The organism is Cytobacillus oceanisediminis 2691 (assembly GCF_000294775.2).
Taxonomy (GTDB): Bacteria; Bacillota; Bacilli; order Bacillales; family Cytobacillaceae; genus Cytobacillus; species Cytobacillus pseudoceanisediminis.
The window spans coordinates 3,732,096-3,748,817 of sequence record NZ_CP015506.1; the positions used below are offsets into that span (position 1 = coordinate 3,732,096).

A 16,722-nucleotide genomic window follows, 5' to 3' on the forward strand; every position below is an offset into this window, starting at 1 on the left:
CTCCACCTCTTTCCGGCACTTTTCTATCTTTTACTTTTTCCCTTAGAATGATAATTTAAAGCTATATACATAAGATTAATGAAAAGATTCCTTATATGCAAAAGAAACCTCTTTAGCGAAGAGGTTTCTGAGGTTTATGAATTTTCACATTCTTTTGTTCTTTGCCCCGGCACTCACTTTTTTCCAGCGTTTGCGTTCTTCAGATTGGGCTCTCTTATCCTGCTTTCTGTCCAGATAAGCGAGTTCCTTGAGAAGCTTTTTATAGCTGTTAAGACGTTCCCCTGATATGTCTCCATCCTCTATCAACCTATGCACAGCACAGCCTGGCTCATTTTCATGTGTACAGTCCCTGAACCTGCAGTTTTCAGCGGCTTGCTCAATATCTGTGAAGCTTTCAGAAAGCCCATTTTCACTTTCCCACAGCTGAAGCTCTCTCATTCCTGGAGTATCAATTAATATGGCACCGTCAGGCAGCAGGATGAGCTCCCGATGGGTAGTTGTATGCTTTCCTTTATCATCACTAATCCTAATATCCTGGACTTTTTGCTTATCCTCGCCAAGAAGGTAATTTGTAAGAGTGGATTTCCCTACGCCTGAAGAGCCGAGTAAGGCGATTGTTTTTCCTGGCTCTAAAAAAGGCTTAAGCTGGTCTATTCCCTTCTCTTCAATGACGCTGATTGAGATAACAGGAACACCCATGGCGACACTATCCACATCAGCAAGCTGATCCTCCAGATTTTCACAAAGATCAGCCTTGGTAAGAACTATAACAGGATTTGCCCCGCTTTCCCATGATAAAAGCAAATAACGTTCCAATCTCCTTAAATTAAGATCCTCGTTAAGAGAATTAACAAGGAAAATAGTGTCTACATTGGCTGCTACAATTTGCTCTTCAGTATTCATCCCTGCAGTTTTCCGTGAAAATTTGCTTTTTCTTGGAAGGACAGCATGAATCGTCCCTCGCTGTTCTCCTGCCCTTTCTTTGATGACAACCCAGTCACCGACAGCTGGATAATCTTCCCTTGAAGATGCACTGAAAGAAAACTTCCCTGATACTTCGCAAAGCATTTCAGAGTTATCTGTCCAAACGCGATACATTCTTTTATGCTCTAGTGCAACACGGCCAATTTGATAATCTTTATCTTCATACACTGAAAAAGCCTCTTTAAAAAAGTTATTAAATCCAAATTTATTGATTGTCAATGTTTGTTCCTCCATGCTTATAGAAATTTAATTTACATACAAAAAACCATAGGCAATCAGCCCATGGTTTAATAATGCAAGGTTCAATAAGCAGTGGAAAACTAACTGTTCCGCTCGATTAAACGATCTCCATTTGGGCTGTGCCTGAATTTTTTACAATGAACGTATTTGCATAAATTTCTCTTTTCATAGCACATCACCCGCTTTCGTTTATTTGTTTATATTATATGGAATATTGCACCAGAAGTAAAGCCTATTTTTTTCTCTACTTCATTTTCCCCATGTGGCATTCATCCAGTCAGAATCATATGTTATTGGAGCAGATTTAGGAGGGAGAAGCATGGCTTCAGAGAGAAATCGGCAATGGTACTTCCAAAGAGCAGCTAAGTATGATCTTCTTTCGCAGTATTTTAAATATATTGATCCTGCACAGCATATTGCTTATTACTATAAACATTTACATTGCCTGAATCAGGCTTTTCAAATAATGCGGACACAAAACCAGCAGCCTTCTGAGGGACAGCAGGCAAAAGTACGGATCTTTCATGGTTCACCTGATGCCGGTCAGGTTGATATTTATGTAGACGGTACGCGTATTTTGAAGGACTTCCACTATAAAGAAGCAAGCGGCTATGCTTCCCTGCCAGCCGGCAAGCATCAGATAGACATATATCGAGCAGGCAATATGGTGTCCACGCTTCTAAGCAGAAAAATCATTGCTGCCGCAGGTAAGGCTTATACAATTGCTGCCGCAGGAATTGCATCGAAATTAAAGCTTGTTATTTTAGAAGACCACCATAAAGTGCCTGCTGGAGAAACAAAAGTCAGATTTGCCCATCTTTCAGCTGATGCTCCTGCGGTTGATATCGCCGTAAAAAACCGGGATGTCGTTTTTCCCAATATCGCTTTCAGGCAGGCAAGCAAATATCTGGCCTTAACTCCAATGACTGTCGACTTGGAAGCAAGGATATCAGGCACCCCCAATGTAGCCCTGGCAATTCCTCGGATGCAATTTCAAGCAGACCAGGCTTACACCCTATTGGCTGTAGGTTCTGTTGCCAATGAGCCTGTGCTTGAAGCAATTCTGATTCCAGACTAATGGGTTCAAATACCCATTAACAGAAAAAGGAATCCTTTGCGAAAGGATTCCCTTTTCTCATTTAACCGGCACAAGAAGGGTAAAACGAATATCATCCTGCTTTAAATTAAATTCATCCACTTTTACTTTCACATCACTTTTCAGCTTCATCTCCTGCAGCGACACATAAATTCGTTCTTTCTGCGGCTGGATTGTGACCCCTTCTGGAACCTTGTAGCGGTCTTTTACCAGCTTTAGGACATGTGATACAGGAAGATTCAGCTGCCCTACAGATATGGACTTTTGCTGGAGGACAACATCCCCATTCTCCAAGGCTTCTGGTTCAAATGATAATTTCATTTGCAAATCCTGGCTGAAAAAAGGGATTGTGCCATATAAATCAACTTCATCATTCAAGAGAACTTTATAATCTATTGCCCCTGTCAGTCCTTCTTTTTCAAGATAGTGGTTAATGACTCTATTCAAGTCTTCTTTATTGGCTTTTATGTTAAAAGGAACATAATTATCACTATTCTCGGTGATCGCTGTATAGCCTTCATCATCTGCCGGCATGCTGATAAAAATAAACAGCACAATTAAGATGAGTGCATTAATGACCAGCAGCGCAAAAAACAGCTTTTTCCATTTGCTATCTTTCAATAATCTTCTCTCCATTTCCTTCTGCTTTCCTTTTATACGGAATTTCTTTCAGAACTTCTTCTGTGAGGATTTGATGAACTCGGTCAGCTATTAATTCATATCCTTTGTCATTTGGGTGAAAATAGTCTGTATATAAAAGATTATCATCGGTATTTTCGAAAATATCATCTATTTCAACAAAATAGGTTCCCGGATACTTTTTTAATATTGTCTGGCTTGTGCCATTCCAATCTTCAAGAATATCATTTATTTCCGTTATTTCGGAAAACCATTTTAAGAAGGGATTATATAATCCTATTAAAATGATTTTACTATTAGGGTTTACCTCTTTAATCGCATCTAAAACATCAATCAGATTCTGCTCATATTTTTTCTTTTCCTTAACAAAAGCTCTCAGCTTTAGGTTTGAAAAATTCTCGCGGACTACTTTCATCACATCATTTCCGCCAATGGTTATGATAACCGCGTCTGCACTCTTCACAACATCTTTTACTTCTTCAGTCCCTAGCTTTTTCAATAATTGATCGGAACGATTGCCTCTTACTCCAAAATTATAAAAAACAGCGTCTTGCACACTTTTGTCTTTTTCCAGTGACATTTCAAGATATGGCACGTAGCCTCCGCGTTCAGTACTGTCTCCAACCCCCTGGGTTAAAGAGTCCCCTACTGCAGCAACAGTAATATTTCTTGGAAAAAAGTCGAAGGGAATCTCCTCTTTAAGTGCAAGTTTAGATTCTTTTTCAGAATGAATGATTTCGCTGTTGTTTGAGGAACTGCAGGAGGCGAGAAAAAGCATGATCAAAAAGATGAAGGTGAATTTTTTTATCATACTATCACCTGCCTATATAATTCAATCATATTATAACATGTACTTTACTATTAAAAAGAATTAGCTTTTGCCCGGAAGGTTCCCGGGCTTATCTGAAAAGAAAATAGACCTTTTCCAAGGTCTATTGCAAGGCTTTAATATCATTCATTATTTCATCTAATGGAATTTCATTAAGACCGGTATAATATTTCATTACATTGCCGTTCTGGTCAACAAGGTAAAAATCAGTTCCATGGATAACCTGATCGCCTGTTTGCGGCTTTTTCACAATGGCTTTGAAATATTCCATAGCATACTTTTCAATTTCTTCCTGGGAATAGCCGGTCAGAAAATGCCAATTGGTGAAATCTGCATTGTATGTTGATGCAAATTCCTTTAATACCTCCGGTGTATCAACCTTGGGGTCAACACTGAAAGAAACAAATTCGATATTTTTAATGCCTTCCTTCTTAGCCAAATCCTGAAGCTTCTTCATATTAGCTGTCATTGGCATACATACATCTTCACAGTTAGTAAAAATAAAGTCCGCAACCCATACCTTGCCTTCAAGATCCTTTAAACCAATTTCCTGATTGTCCTGATTTGTATACTTAAAATCTGCAAGTTCCCAGTTTAACGCATCCTTTATGCCACTCTGTCCACATGCTGAAAGGACTAAAAGCATAAAAACTGAAACGATAATGGCAAAAACTCTTTTTCTCATACATTCACCTGCTTTAATTAGTTACGATGCTAATTTTAGCAAATATTCTTGAAAGAAGAAAGAAGTACTTGTGACAAACTTGTGAATAGAAGCTTTTGCCTCTTTTTTAAGAAATAGCGGGATAAGCCGGAAGCATCCGCATAAACACATTTTTCCTTTTAGGGTGTTTTCGTTTTATGATTGGTCATTATCTCATAAAATTTCCTGATAAAACTTGAATAATTAAATTGTACAGCAATCCGATGAATCCGGTATTTCATCTTATCTTCAGGAGGTGCATTCCTAAAATCTCCAATGCTCTGGCCGAACGCCTCCCCTCTGTTGACAATTATTTTTACCGGGACTTCCATATATTGAATTTCAGCTTCTTCTAGCATTGCCCAAAAGGTTAACAAATCGTGCAGGGGACTGCCGCTTATGCCAGGGGAGGTTCCTTTATAAAAATGAAAATAATAATCAACCATAGGCTTAATAAGCAAGCCTACTTTATTTTGTACAGACTGATAATAAGCATCAAGGGCGTCGACAACAGCTGGTGTAATGATTGCAGACATCGTTACATCCAAAGGAAGAATATGAATTTTCTTCGGTGCATTCGCAAACACGACATTGGCCGCATATGGATCACCATAAAAATTTGCTTCAGCTACCGGAGTCACATTGCCAGGAACATTAAATGCCCCTCCCATTATGTAAAAGTCACTGACTTTACTCATGAGTCCAGGGTAAAGAATAAATGCCGCAGCCAGTGATGAAAGCCTGCCTACATTTACTATAATTATATCATTTTCATACTTCTGGATCAGGCCTTTGAAATCATCAAAATTTTCAAATATGTCATTGGAATTCTCCAGATTCGGCACAATCGGGCCGAGTCCCTCTATACCGTGGACGTCAGGATAATACACCGGAACTTCCCCGGTTAATGGCAAAACAGCTCCGCTGAATACAGGAATTTCCTTGTGTCCAGTTACTTCTTGCAGGTATGCAGCATTTCGGATGGCATCTTCCCTTGATACATTTCCATAATCAGCAACAATCCCCACGATATTGATTTCTTCTGAGAAAAAGGCAAAGATCACCGCAACAAAATCATCTATTCCAAAGTCACTGAATAAAAGGACATTTTTTTTCTTCAACCCTACACCCCCATAATTCATTTTATTCGGGGGATAAACAAGAATGGCAAATATTTTCAATTACAGGATAAAGCTCTATAAATCTAATCAATTGCCAGCGGAATGAATATCCGGAATACCGTTCCTTTTCCTTTTTCACTATTAACCTCAATACGTCCCTTCATCCGGTCGACAATTTGGTAGCATACCAGCAGGCCCATCCCAGTTCCCTTTTCTTTCAAAGAATAAAAAGCGGTTCCCAATCTATCCATTTCTTCTCTTGTCATACCAATCCCGGTATCAGAAATTTCAAAAACACCATATATACCTTCAGTGGATACCGAAAGTGACAAACAGCCCCCATTTTTCATGGCTTCAATGCCGTTTTTATAAATATTGATCAAAACCTGCTTTAACTCACTGGCATTCCCTTGTATCCATATACCTTCAGATATCTCGGAAGCAACAGATATATTTTTTGACATCATGGCATAAGAGTTCATTAGATCAATTACACCGGCAGCAAGTTCTCCGGCATTAATTGCCTCTACTTGTTCTATATCAGGTTTGGCAAGGGATAAATAATCATTTATGATTGTTTCCGCCCTATCCATCTCATCAATCATAAGCTTTATGTACATTTTTTCTTCTTCGGTCATTTCTTCCTTAGCCAAAAAAATTTGTAGAAATCCTTTTACTACCGTCATTGGGTTTCTGATTTCATGTGCCACCGAAGCAGCAAGCTGGCCAATTGCGTTCATCTTTTCAGCTCTTTGCAGCTCTTTAAGAATCTTTGTCCTTTCCATGATATGCTCCATTTCCCCTATTGCTTCTTCAAAGCGATGTGAAGAGGGAGTATTCCTTGGCACTGTCCCAAATTGCTCGGAAGTGGCAGACAGTCTTTCAAAAAGGATAGCCAGCCGGGTGGTCATAAAGTTAAATCTCTCTGAAAGAATGCCTAAATCTGCTTGATTAGAAGGCTTTAACTTTACGTTAAAGTTACCGCTGCTGACTTCTTTAAAACCTGAAATAATATCATTAATTGGCTCTAATACTTTTTTAAGACCCCGTTTCAAAACAAAATATACTAAAAAGATAATGATTAAAAATAAGCCTGATAAATAAAGGGCTAAATCTCTTTGAATCGATTTCAGCACAGCAGCATCAATATCGATACATAATATGGCAATAATATTTCCTTTAGAGTCCACAATAGGTGAAAAGGCAGAAATCCAGGTGCCAAACTGATCCTGATAAACCTTACTGGATGCAGTACTTCTCTTCTGCACAGCTTCCGTTAAACCATCTATAAAATCGTCACTTGCCGAATAAAATGAAAATGATTCCAGGCCCATTTCTTTAGAGCTTTTGGAAGTTACTAATAACTTTACCGAGTTATCATCACTTTTTTCCGGCATCAGCAGTGAAGCATTTGAATAGGCTGCCTTTTCATTTACCAATGAAATAACATGTTGCAGCCTTTTATAAGCCGGATCGGACGGATCCTGATATTCCTTTACTTTTTCAACATCTTTGTACTCTATAACAGAGCTCCAAAGAGAAGCCATGTCAGTCACTCTATCTGTAAGCTGCTTCTCCAGATGCCGGGTTTCAACCATAAAGCTGATGCCTGCTGTAAAAACTGTGACAAAGATAGAAATGAGGAAGGAGAATAACAGTACTTTTCTGAACAAAGGCAGATTTTTTATTTGATCCTTCATATAGCAGTCACCGATTCCTTATATTCTAAGTAGCTATCTAACCTTTTTCGGCAAAATTCTGCTGAAATCCTCTAAAAACGCCAAAGTTTTAAAAGTGCAGCATTTATATCCTGGTCAAAAACGGAAGGCCCTTGATCGGGTAGGAGCTGGATGCAGATAATTTTTCATCAAAGTTATTCACATCGTTATATTTTATAAATTCCTAAACTGCAAAAAAACGCATAGCCTGATAGCCATGCGTCCGTTTTATTAATCTTCCAGATGATACATAAATCCAATTGCTCCTGGTCCCGTATGTGTACTGATAATTGGAGTTGTTTCTTCGATTTCAATTTCTGCAGCAGCATCCAGCTCTTCAATCATTTTCTTCAGTTTAGAAGCTAACTCAATGCCTTCTGCATGGACAAGGCCTACACCTTTTATTGTTTTCCCTTTGATATCCTCTGCAAATTGCTTGGCCAAATACTTGGCCACCTGGGTATGGCTTCTTACTTTGGCAACTGGTGTGTATACACCGCCTTCAAGCGAGGCAATTGGTTTTATATTCAGCAAGGACCCGATCATGGCCTTGCCTTTGCCGATTCTTCCGCCTTTCACAAGATTTTCCAGCGTATCTACTACTACAAATAATTTAGTATTACTGCGAATGGTTTCCAGCCGGCTGACAATTTCCTGAATACTTTTCCCTTCGCTGGCCATTTTTGCAGCCTCCAATACTTGAAAAGCCAGTGCTTTGGATATATATCTTGAATCAACCACTGTAACATTTGCATGTGACATAGCTGCTGCACTTTCTGCTGATTGAACAGTACCGCTCATTCCGCCAGTCATATGAATAGAGAGAATATCATAGCCTTGGTCACCAAACCTGTCATACACCTCAGCTAATACTCCTGCAGGAGGCTGGGAGCTTTTAGGCAACTCGTCCGCTTCTTTCATTTTTCTCATGAATTCAGATGGAGTAATATCAACCCGGTCCAAGTATGTATTACCTTCTATGTGAATAGATAGCGGGACAACTTCAATATCGAATTTTTCAATCAATTCGCTGGATAGGTCAGCTGTAGAATCTGTTACAATTTTAATTTTAGCCATTATGCTTTCACTTCCCCTGGATTAACAATTAGTTCATATTATACATTTAAGCAAAATACAAATAAAGCGATAAATATAAAGCCTGTATTTCTCCTCCTCAAGTGGCCAAAAAAATACCGGCTGGCTGCCGGCATCAAAGTTGTTAAGCGTTATTTTTTAATTCTGGAGTCTTAAAAATCTCTTCATAGACGGGCCACTTTAAAACTCGCTTTAGATATTCTCTAAATGAATGGTTCTTAAGTGTTTTCTCATTGGCGTTAGTGGCCGCAATAAAAGTTTTCAAACGGACTTGGATCATAAAATAATAAGGGCTATCTTTTGCCAATACAGGAATTTCAATAATTTTTACCTTCTGTCCAACAGCATTTTTGAACTCTAGGCTTTTAAATAGCAAAATATCAATCCTCTTTTTCACCCGTTTGTTTATATTATACCCCAAATACGGCTCGAAATGTGTCTGATTATGCTATCTGATTAATTTTTTTAAGAAGATGCCTCTCCTGAATTCTCTGCCTTTTTCAGCTTTCTTTTGTAAACAATTTTAGATAAGTTGATGCTTATTTCATAAAGCAGAAGCAATGGAATAGTGACAAGAATATCAGACATGAAGTCAGGAGGTGATATAACAACTGAAATCACGACAAGGACAAAATAAGCATACTTCCTGATTTTAGTAAGCACATAAGGATTAATGATTCCAAGCGAAGTCAGGAACATGATGACTACAGGGAGTTCAAACAAAACTCCAAAAGGCAAAGTCATATTTAGGACAAAGCGGAAATATTTATCCGCAGTGAAATTAGCCTCAAACATTTCTCCACCCAATTCAACAAGAAAACTCAATACTGTGGGGAAAATGACAAAATAGCCAAAGCAAAGACCGATAATGAACAATATAAAAAGCGCCGGCACATAAGAAAGAGAAATCTTCCGCTCAGCGGCTGTCAGGGCAGGCTTGACAAAAAGCCAAATCTGCAAAGCCAGAACGGGAATTGTTCCTGCAACTGCAATGACCGTAGCAAGCATAAAGTAAACCCAGATAATATCACTTGGACCCAGGACAATCAATTTGACGTCCAGGTCTCTTACCAGCCATTTATAAATATCCTCCACAAAAACAAAGCCTGCAATAAAAAACAGGATAAATGCTGATGCCGTTATAATGAGTCTTTTTCTTAATTCATCTAGATGTTCGACTAAATTTAACTCTTTTTCTTCCATATAATTCTCCTGCTAATTTTATAAAAAACCAGGCTATGGCCCAGCCTGCTGTATCTGAAACCAAAACAAAAAGGTGCAAGAAGTATATCCTTACACCTTATTTAACCGTTTTTTTCTTAGAATCCTGTTCAAATTCTTCCATTACGTCACTCGTTAAATCACGGGTGGATTTTTTGAATTCTCTAAGTGTTTCACCAAAAGCACGGCCAATTTCCGGCAGTTTTTTTGGTCCGAATATGATTAACGCTAAAACAAGGATTAAAATTAATCCCGGAACACCAATATTTGAAAGCATATTCACATCTCCTTTTAAGTACTTCCCATCTGAATCTAATACGATTATAGTACTTTTCAAAGGAAATGTCACAGATATCATCAAAATTCATATTTCAGTCACAAATCATAGTAAATAATATGAAGCTGCCAAGTCATCCGGGTGCTTATACCAGCAGATGAAAAAGGTTACTGTCTTTGTTTATCTCTTTGTATGAAAATCCTTTTTTATTCATTCTTAAAATGAGGTCACTATAGTCCTCTTTATGCTTTAACTCAATTCCCACAAGGGCTGGACCATTTTCTTTATTATTTTTCTTCGTGTACTCAAAACGTGTAATATCGTCTGCCGGGCCAAGAACCTCGTCAAGAAACTCTCTTAATGCTCCGGCACGCTGAGGGAAATTCACAATAAAGTGGTAAAGCAGGCCTTCATAAAGCAAGGACCTCTCTTTTATTTCCTGCATTCGTCCAATATCATTATTGCCGCCGCTGATCACACATACGACATTCTTTCCTTTAATTTGCTCCCTGCACATATCAAGTGCGGCTATTGGCAGCGCACCTGCAGGCTCAGCCACAATCGCATGCTCATTATATAATTCAAGGATCGTCGTACACACTTTCCCTTCAGGCACCATGAAAATATCATCAACAAGCTCATTGCAGATTTCATAGGTTTTTTCACCGACACATTTTACTGCCGCTCCATCTACGAACTTATCAATTTCCTCGAGAGGCGCTACTGCTTGAGCCCTGATAGATTCACTCATCGATGGTGCTCCTGCCGGTTCTACTCCAATCATCTGTGTTTCCGGTGATATACTTTTTATGTAAGTGCTCAGTCCGGCCATTAATCCGCCTCCGCCAATACTCGCAAAAACAAAATCTGCAGGCTCTTCACAGTCGTTAAGGATTTCCACCGCTACTGTCCCTTGTCCTGCAATCACCATTTGATCATCAAATGGGTGAATAAATGCCCTGCTTTCCGCCTCTGCACATTTAAGAGCTTCGTAATAGGAATCATCAAAGGTATCTCCTACGAGAATGATTTCCACTGAGTCCCTCCCAAACAGCTCCACCTGACTTACTTTTTGTCTCGGTGTGGTTGCCGGCATAAAAATTTTTCCCTGGACGCCAAGATGCCTGCATGCATAGGCAACTCCCTGTGCATGGTTCCCAGCACTTGCACAGACAACACCATTTTCCAGCTCCACCGCAGTTAAAGATTTAACTTTATAGTAGGCACCTCTTAATTTAAATGAGCGGACATGCTGAAGATCTTCTCTTTTCAGATAGACATTGCACCCATACTTTTCTGATAGACGTTCATTTTTCTGTAAAGGTGTATGGGCAACAATATCCTTTAGCTGCTGGTATGCAATCAAAATATCTTCCAACTGCACCCATTTTTTTGTCATTACCTTCTGTTCCATTTTGCCACCCTCTTCTTTACAAGTTATTAATTTGTACATTATACCATGACAAATCATGATTTCAATCGGGTTTTTTTAAAATTTACATTTTTCGAATTATTTTAAGGATAGAAATCGCTGAAACTGACATATAATAAGCAAAAGCTAATTTATATCTCAAAGGGGTGCCGGAATGGAGTTTTCTTTATGCAGTCTGGATAGCGCTTTGCCTGTAGAAGTAACATTGGATGAAGATAACGGCAGGTATATGATTCGGAAAAGCGACACGAGCGGAGAGTACTTCAACAGTGCTGACGAATTAATACAATGGGTGAAAACCAACTTTACAGCAGAAGAGTTTTGCGATCCCAAAGAATACCACGGAATGATTCAGAAAATGACAGATTATTTAGTGAATCCCAATTTCTAATTTAATTAACCGCATAATTTAAATAAGGCCCCTGACTGAAAGGGGCCTTCTTCTTATGACGCGATCTTCTTGCCTGTAAGGCTGCTGCAGATTATTTCTCTTACTTCCTGCGCAAGAAACTTTGCTTCCATATTTTGAACGATCCTGGAATTCACAGGCTTACACACCTGGATTTCTATTTTAGCCGGCTTTATGAGCCTCCCATTCTTTTCAAACACATCAGCTGTCCCTTTAATGGAAATTGGCACAATCGGAACACCTGCATCCTGTGCAAGCCTGAATCCGCCCACCTTAAAAGGCGCTACCTGACCGCCCTTGCTTCTGGTTCCTTCCGGAAAAATCAGGAGAGAGTGCCCCTGCCTTAATAGTAATGCAGCATCCTTTAAAGAATTGACAGCCTTGCTGCGATTGCTGCGATCAATAAAAACACAGTTCATGACTTCCATCCATGAAGAGATAATGGGTGCTTTCTTAACTTCAACTTTTGAAATAAAACCAAAAGGTTTATCAATAGATGCAAGAAGGACTGGAATATCAAAATCCCCTTCATGGTTGCAAACAATGACAACAGGTCCGCCCGGAATCAATTCCTGCCCCTTAACTTTCACTTGAGAGCCTGAGATTTTCATAATTGTCCTGGACCACTTCTGCGGCACTTTATGGATAATGCGGTCTCGTTCCTCAACAGGGAGCGCAGCATTCAGTTTCCTCATTCGGGTTAGTGCAGGCAGGCTATAAACCAAATATCCGCCCATATACAGAAAAAAGATTATTAATCGAAGCATAATGACCTCCAGATCTTGGGATGGTTTACATTATATAATAATCAGGTTCCTTTCACTATATGTTTACAGAATAAATGATAAAAACAAAGCAGCCCGCCGGAGCGAGCTGCTTTTAAGATTATTTTCTTTTATAAATGAGGAATTCAAAATCATATGGATTTTTTTCATCCCTGGTGCCCTTCTCCCTTGAAAGGAGATCCCATTCTGACATGTCTAATTCCGGAAAGTATGTGTCTCCTGCAAATTGGTCATAAATCATAGTCAAATAGAGACGATCTGCTGCAGGAAGGATGGCTTTAAAAATCTCGGCACCGCCAATGACGAAGATTTCATCTTCCTTTACACCGCTGTACTTCAGAAGCTCTTCAACCGTATTTACAACTGTGCATCCTTCACAGGAAAAGGATTTATTCCGGGTAATAACAATATTCTCTCTCCCCGGCAGAGGTCTTCCGATTGAATCCCAGGTTTTTCGTCCCATGGCAATCGGATGTCCCATCGTAGTTCTTTTAAAGAACTTTAAATCCTCAGGCAGATGCCAGGGAAGTTTATTATCCTTGCCGATCACTCGATTCTCATCCATTGCCCACATTAAAGAAATCATACACTGACAACTCCTTTAATATGAGGGTGGGGATTATAGTCTTCCAGCTGGAAATCATCAAACTTAAAGCTGAAAATATCTTTCACATCCGGATTAATGATCATTTTTGGAAGCGGCCGGGGATCACGGCTCAGCTGGAGGTTTACCTGGTCAATATGATTCTGGTAAATATGCACATCTCCGAAAGTATGTACGAATTCACCAGGCTCCAGATCGCACACCTGTGCAACCATCATAGTCAGTAAAGCATAGGAAGCAATATTAAACGGAACCCCGAGAAAAACATCCGCAGATCTCTGATAAAGCTGGCAGGAAAGCTTTCCATCTGCTGCATAAAACTGGAACATGCAGTGGCAAGGCGGCAAAGCCATTTTTTCTATCTCTCCTGCGTTCCAGGCATTTACTATCAGCCGGCGGGAATCAGGATTTGTTTTAATCTGGTCAATCAGGCTGCTAATCTGATCAACTGTATTTCCATCGGCACCTGTCCATGATCTCCATTGATGACCATATACCGGCCCAAGATTGCCTTCCTCGTCAGCCCATTCATTCCAGATTCGCACACCATTCTCCTGAAGGTATTTTACATTGGTATCACCGTTTAAAAACCATAACAGCTCATGGATAATGGATTTTAAATGCAATTTCTTTGTTGTAACCAATGGGAAGCCTTCCTGCAGGTTAAAGCGCATCTGATAGCCAAATGTACTTATTGTCCCTGTACCAGTGCGGTCTTCTTTCTTTGTCCCATTCTCCAAAACATGCTTGCATAGATCCAAATATTGTTTCATTTCAACCCAACCTTTTTTAAATACTCATTGCTATTGTACACGAATTTCCGTAAATTTCACATCGGATAAAAATTAAGAGAATACGGTGAAATTAGTTTAATTTGTTTATAAAATCATAGGTCTTCGGAGCATTCACACTTAATGATTTCCTGGATTCCCCGCCTGCAAAATACATGGCAAAAGCCTCAGCGAAATATTCTTCAGGGAAGGATAGAAAATAGTTTTGACCCGGGAACAATTTAGCTTTCTCAGCTTTCCAGACAGAGAGAAACTTCTGATTAAATCGGATGCCATTGTAAACATAGCGATCAACAGAATGGGCAAGTTCATGAAGTTCCAGGTTAATGGATCCATGGCCTTTCCCCTTCTCACTGTAGCCTATTTTAACAAGGACTGTTTTTGCCCCGCCAATCCCCGGGACATCGTCCCAAGTGGTACCCCCTGTATAGCCGCGGGGAATTACCCCTTCAAGGTGCTGGGCTGTAGGATTATCAGTAAGCTTTCCTACGAATAATTTCACCCTGATATCTTCATCCTCTATTTTGGTCAGCAGGGAAGCTGGCAGATTATCCACCCGGGAAATCATTTCTGCAGCCTCCCCCTCATCAAAAGGTTCGAGCGGCAATATAAAAATGCCGCCAAGCTGTCGTGGAGATTTTAAACTGAGAAACTCTTTAAGCTGGGAGGAATTCGGATAATCTTTTAGTTTGATCCCGCCCATGGCAGCCTGAGAGTTCCCCAGCAGTGCAAGGGAAACCATCATGATTGTAAATGTCAGTGCCATTTTGCGCATTTTAAAAGCCCCTTCTGCTAATCTAAGATGTATAATTTACGGGCAACAGAGCTCTTTGAAGTGTCTAAGCTGCGGAACTGCCTGAATGGAGAAAAAATTTTTAACCGTTCTGTTAATCTATTAAAATTATAACATACGAATGAAGAAGTTGAAGGAAACAAATGATGGGAAAATTAAATGAAAATTCAAAAAGGGCCCGAATAAATTCGGGCCCTGCCAATGAATATCTTTATTAAGAATATGAACGCACAACATCTGATAGGCCTGGAGAAGCCGTTCCAGTGCCAACTGCAGCAAACTTCCAATCGCCTCCATGGCGATAAATCTCACCGACAATTAAACTAGTTTTTCCGCTGTAATCATCTGTAAGATTATATTTAATCAATTCTTGATTATTTCCAGAGTTAACGACACGGATGAATGCATTCTGAATCATGCCAAAATGCTGCTTTCTTTTTACACTATCATAGATATTTACAACAAAAACCATTTTGTGAACGTGTGCCGGCACTCTGCTTAAATCAACCATTACCTGCTCGTCGTCTCCATCTCCCGCTCCGGTAAGATTGTCCCCGGAATGCTGTACACTTCCATCGCTGCTTTTTAAATTACCGAAATATATAACATCTTTATTACTCTTAAGCTTTCCATTTTCACCAAGCATGATAACAGAAGCATCGCAGTCGATATTTGCACCGCCGCCGCCTCCGAATAAAGATCCCAGAAGACCGCCGCCTCCGCTTTTTTGTACTGGATCCCAGCCTAATCCTACCATAATTTTAGATAATCCGGGATTTCCTTTAGTTAAGTCAACACGCTGGCCTTTTTGAAGATTTATTGCCATATCAATTCCACCTCATCAATTATTTATATTTTATTTTAAAATGAGCAGCTGCCTAACCCTGCTGCTTCATTTTTTTAAAATTGTCCTGCAGCTGTTCCAGTCTCCTGGTTCCTTCTTGCCGTAAACGCTTGTTTTCTTCTTCTATTGATTTTGTCTCCTGCATACCTTTCATGATGATATTCCAGGATTCCTCAATGGTTTCTATCTTAATGCTCGGACCGCCTGCCAATCTTGCGATATCAGCGCTTTGATTAGAAATATTCTGGGCATTGCGCACAAGCATTTCATTTGTTCGTCTGTCCAGCTCGCTCATTGAATCTGCAACAAGTTTTTGTCTCTTTGCTGCCACTGCCTGAATCAGGCCATTCTTAAAAATTGGAATCGTAGTAACGAATGCAGAATTAATCTTCCCGATCAGCTTAGTATTGCCTCGCTGCAGCAGCCGGATTTGCGGTGCAGTTTGAAGGGCAACCATTTTAGCCATTTCAAGATCATAGACTCTTTGCTCCAGCAGTTCGATGGCATTTCTTAACGTATCCAGCTGCATCGAAGCCATTTGATCCCCCCGGGCTGCCCTTTCTTCCAGCTGAGGAAGCTGATGGGCTTTTAAATCGTCGGCTTTCAGCTGTCCTGCCACAGCATATTTTTCGAGCGTCAGATAGTACTGATAATTTTGCTCATACATTTGTTCAAGCATGGATGTGGAATCAACCATTTCACTTTGGTATTTGGAAATTTCAACATAAACCTTATCAATTTCCGCGCCCATTGTCTGATATTTCCCGAAAAGCTTTTCAATCATCTTTTCACCGCGCTTGAAAAGCTTGCCAAAGATCCCTTTTGATCCCTGCTCGAAATCCTTCTTGTCAAATTTGTCCATAATTCTGCCGAGCTGCTTTAAAAGCTCACCTGAATCTTCAACCTTGGTTGTTCTCATGTTGCTCAGTATCTGATCGGAAAAGCGGGAAATCTGGACTGCAGGCTCTTTACCGAATTCAAGTATTTGAATTTGGTCCTTCTCATCGATGGACCTGGCCAAATTTTGCACCTCAGGCTCCTGCCTTAAAGCAAGCTTAATTTCTGATACCTTATTTTCGGTTAATTTGTCATCCTGCACCTGGGCTGTTAAATTCAAATCTGTTGCGTTAGTCGGATTCAT

At 39.8% G+C, this 16,722-nt stretch carries 19 protein-coding genes; 2 read left to right on the plus strand and 17 right to left on the minus strand.

All coding sequences use genetic code 11. From position 1 onward, the window contains the following. Positions 1-144: 144 nt before the first annotated feature. A complete protein-coding gene (gene rsgA, locus A361_RS18750) occupies positions 145-1,203 on the minus strand; it encodes a ribosome small subunit-dependent GTPase A (protein WP_009332607.1) in 1,059 nt (352 codons plus the stop codon). A 340-nt stretch (positions 1,204-1,543) separates the two neighbouring features. Here rsgA and A361_RS18755 point away from each other — a divergent pair, with 340 nt between their 5' ends. Continuing rightward, positions 1,544-2,302 carry a DUF4397 domain-containing protein gene (locus A361_RS18755; protein WP_019379711.1) on the plus strand — a complete coding sequence of 253 codons (759 nt, stop codon included), beginning with the start codon at positions 1,544-1,546 and terminating at the stop codon, positions 2,300-2,302. A 57-nt stretch (positions 2,303-2,359) separates the two neighbouring features. Here the strand turns inward: A361_RS18755 and A361_RS18760 are convergent, their stop codons facing one another. The 10 genes from A361_RS18760 to ilvA all read right to left on the minus strand — a co-directional run bounded on the left by A361_RS18760 (position 2,360) and on the right by ilvA (position 11,337). Beyond that, complete coding sequence (locus A361_RS18760; RefSeq protein ID WP_009332609.1) at positions 2,360-2,941, minus strand: YpmS family protein; 582 nt, start codon at positions 2,939-2,941, stop codon at positions 2,360-2,362. Further along, positions 2,931-3,770: an SGNH/GDSL hydrolase family protein gene (locus A361_RS18765; RefSeq protein ID WP_019379712.1), complete on the minus strand. Its 840-nt coding sequence runs from the start codon at positions 3,768-3,770 to the stop codon at positions 2,931-2,933. The genes A361_RS18760 and A361_RS18765 overlap by 11 nt, the downstream gene beginning before the upstream one ends. A gap of 121 nt (positions 3,771-3,891) precedes the next feature. Beyond that, positions 3,892-4,473: an SCO family protein gene (locus A361_RS18770; RefSeq protein ID WP_009332611.1), complete on the minus strand. Its 582-nt coding sequence runs from the start codon at positions 4,471-4,473 to the stop codon at positions 3,892-3,894. Positions 4,474-4,631: 158 nt separating this feature from the next. Beyond that, positions 4,632-5,612: a nucleoside hydrolase gene (locus A361_RS18775; RefSeq protein ID WP_019379713.1), complete on the minus strand. Its 981-nt coding sequence runs from the start codon at positions 5,610-5,612 to the stop codon at positions 4,632-4,634. A gap of 83 nt (positions 5,613-5,695) precedes the next feature. After that, entirely contained in the window at positions 5,696-7,312 is a 1,617-nt protein-coding gene (locus A361_RS18780) for a sensor histidine kinase (RefSeq protein WP_026041551.1), read from the minus strand. 249 nt (positions 7,313-7,561) lie between these two features. Then, complete coding sequence (locus A361_RS18785; RefSeq protein ID WP_009332614.1) at positions 7,562-8,407, minus strand: DegV family protein; 846 nt, start codon at positions 8,405-8,407, stop codon at positions 7,562-7,564. Positions 8,408-8,549: 142 nt separating this feature from the next. Then, the gene (locus tag A361_RS18790) at positions 8,550-8,801 is read right to left on the minus strand and encodes a DUF2535 family protein (protein WP_019379714.1); all 252 of its coding nucleotides are present in this window, start codon (positions 8,799-8,801) and stop codon (positions 8,550-8,552) included. 89 nt (positions 8,802-8,890) lie between these two features. Next, positions 8,891-9,628 (minus strand): twin-arginine translocase subunit TatC, encoded by a 738-nt coding sequence (gene tatC, locus A361_RS18795; RefSeq protein ID WP_009332616.1) that lies wholly within the window; start codon positions 9,626-9,628, stop codon positions 8,891-8,893. Positions 9,629-9,725: 97 nt separating this feature from the next. Next, entirely contained in the window at positions 9,726-9,923 is a 198-nt protein-coding gene (locus A361_RS18800) for a twin-arginine translocase TatA/TatE family subunit (RefSeq protein WP_009332617.1), read from the minus strand. Positions 9,924-10,068: 145 nt separating this feature from the next. Beyond that, positions 10,069-11,337: a threonine ammonia-lyase IlvA gene (ilvA, locus tag A361_RS18805; RefSeq protein WP_009332618.1), complete on the minus strand. Its 1,269-nt coding sequence runs from the start codon at positions 11,335-11,337 to the stop codon at positions 10,069-10,071. 172 nt (positions 11,338-11,509) lie between these two features. Between ilvA and A361_RS18810 the strand changes: the two genes are divergently transcribed. Next, entirely contained in the window at positions 11,510-11,746 is a 237-nt protein-coding gene (locus A361_RS18810; RefSeq protein WP_009332619.1) for a hypothetical protein, read from the plus strand. Between the two features lie 53 nt (positions 11,747-11,799). Here A361_RS18810 and A361_RS18815 read toward each other — a convergent pair whose 3' ends face one another. The 6 genes from A361_RS18815 to A361_RS18840 form a co-directional block, all read right to left on the minus strand. Continuing rightward, entirely contained in the window at positions 11,800-12,531 is a 732-nt protein-coding gene (locus A361_RS18815) for a lysophospholipid acyltransferase family protein (protein ID WP_019379715.1), read from the minus strand. 118 nt (positions 12,532-12,649) lie between these two features. Beyond that, a complete protein-coding gene (locus A361_RS18820) occupies positions 12,650-13,135 on the minus strand; it encodes a dihydrofolate reductase (RefSeq protein ID WP_009332621.1) in 486 nt (161 codons plus the stop codon). Then, positions 13,132-13,926: a thymidylate synthase gene (locus A361_RS18825; protein WP_009332622.1), complete on the minus strand. Its 795-nt coding sequence runs from the start codon at positions 13,924-13,926 to the stop codon at positions 13,132-13,134. The genes A361_RS18820 and A361_RS18825 overlap by 4 nt, the downstream gene beginning before the upstream one ends. Before the next feature lie 91 nt (positions 13,927-14,017). After that, positions 14,018-14,719: an anthrax toxin lethal factor-related metalloendopeptidase gene (locus tag A361_RS18830; RefSeq protein ID WP_019379716.1), complete on the minus strand. Its 702-nt coding sequence runs from the start codon at positions 14,717-14,719 to the stop codon at positions 14,018-14,020. A 232-nt stretch (positions 14,720-14,951) separates the two neighbouring features. Continuing rightward, positions 14,952-15,563, minus strand: a complete 612-nt coding sequence (locus tag A361_RS18835) for a TerD family protein (RefSeq protein WP_019379717.1) — start codon at positions 15,561-15,563, stop codon at positions 14,952-14,954. A 52-nt stretch (positions 15,564-15,615) separates the two neighbouring features. Further along, positions 15,616-16,722, minus strand: a complete 1,107-nt coding sequence (locus tag A361_RS18840) for a toxic anion resistance protein (protein WP_019379718.1) — start codon at positions 16,720-16,722, stop codon at positions 15,616-15,618.

What these genes read in the sequence shown, in the direction of transcription:
- A361_RS18830 (WP_019379716.1), bottom strand. Translation starts at nt 14,719, where the DNA reads ATGCGCAAAATGGCACTGACATTTACAATCATGATGGTTTCCCTTGCA.
- A361_RS18825 (WP_009332622.1), bottom strand. Translation starts at nt 13,926, where the DNA reads ATGAAACAATATTTGGATCTATGCAAGCATGTTTTGGAGAATGGGACA.
- A361_RS18755 (WP_019379711.1), top strand. Translation starts at nt 1,544, where the DNA reads ATGGCTTCAGAGAGAAATCGGCAATGGTACTTCCAAAGAGCAGCTAAG.
- A361_RS18820 (WP_009332621.1), bottom strand. Translation starts at nt 13,135, where the DNA reads ATGATTTCTTTAATGTGGGCAATGGATGAGAATCGAGTGATCGGCAAG.
- A361_RS18810 (WP_009332619.1), top strand. Translation starts at nt 11,510, where the DNA reads ATGGAGTTTTCTTTATGCAGTCTGGATAGCGCTTTGCCTGTAGAAGTA.
- A361_RS18835 (WP_019379717.1), bottom strand. Translation starts at nt 15,563, where the DNA reads ATGGCAATAAATCTTCAAAAAGGCCAGCGTGTTGACTTAACTAAAGGA.
- A361_RS18785 (WP_009332614.1), bottom strand. Translation starts at nt 8,407, where the DNA reads ATGGCTAAAATTAAAATTGTAACAGATTCTACAGCTGACCTATCCAGC.
- A361_RS18770 (WP_009332611.1), bottom strand. Translation starts at nt 4,473, where the DNA reads ATGAGAAAAAGAGTTTTTGCCATTATCGTTTCAGTTTTTATGCTTTTA.
- A361_RS18815 (WP_019379715.1), bottom strand. Translation starts at nt 12,531, where the DNA reads ATGCTTCGATTAATAATCTTTTTTCTGTATATGGGCGGATATTTGGTT.
- tatC (WP_009332616.1), bottom strand. Translation starts at nt 9,628, where the DNA reads ATGGAAGAAAAAGAGTTAAATTTAGTCGAACATCTAGATGAATTAAGA.
- A361_RS18840 (WP_019379718.1), bottom strand. Translation starts at nt 16,722, where the DNA reads ATGAATCCGACTAACGCAACAGATTTGAATTTAACAGCCCAGGTGCAG.
- A361_RS18800 (WP_009332617.1), bottom strand. Translation starts at nt 9,923, where the DNA reads ATGCTTTCAAATATTGGTGTTCCGGGATTAATTTTAATCCTTGTTTTA.
- ilvA (WP_009332618.1), bottom strand. Translation starts at nt 11,337, where the DNA reads ATGGAACAGAAGGTAATGACAAAAAAATGGGTGCAGTTGGAAGATATT.
- A361_RS18765 (WP_019379712.1), bottom strand. Translation starts at nt 3,770, where the DNA reads ATGATAAAAAAATTCACCTTCATCTTTTTGATCATGCTTTTTCTCGCC.
- A361_RS18780 (WP_026041551.1), bottom strand. Translation starts at nt 7,312, where the DNA reads ATGAAGGATCAAATAAAAAATCTGCCTTTGTTCAGAAAAGTACTGTTA.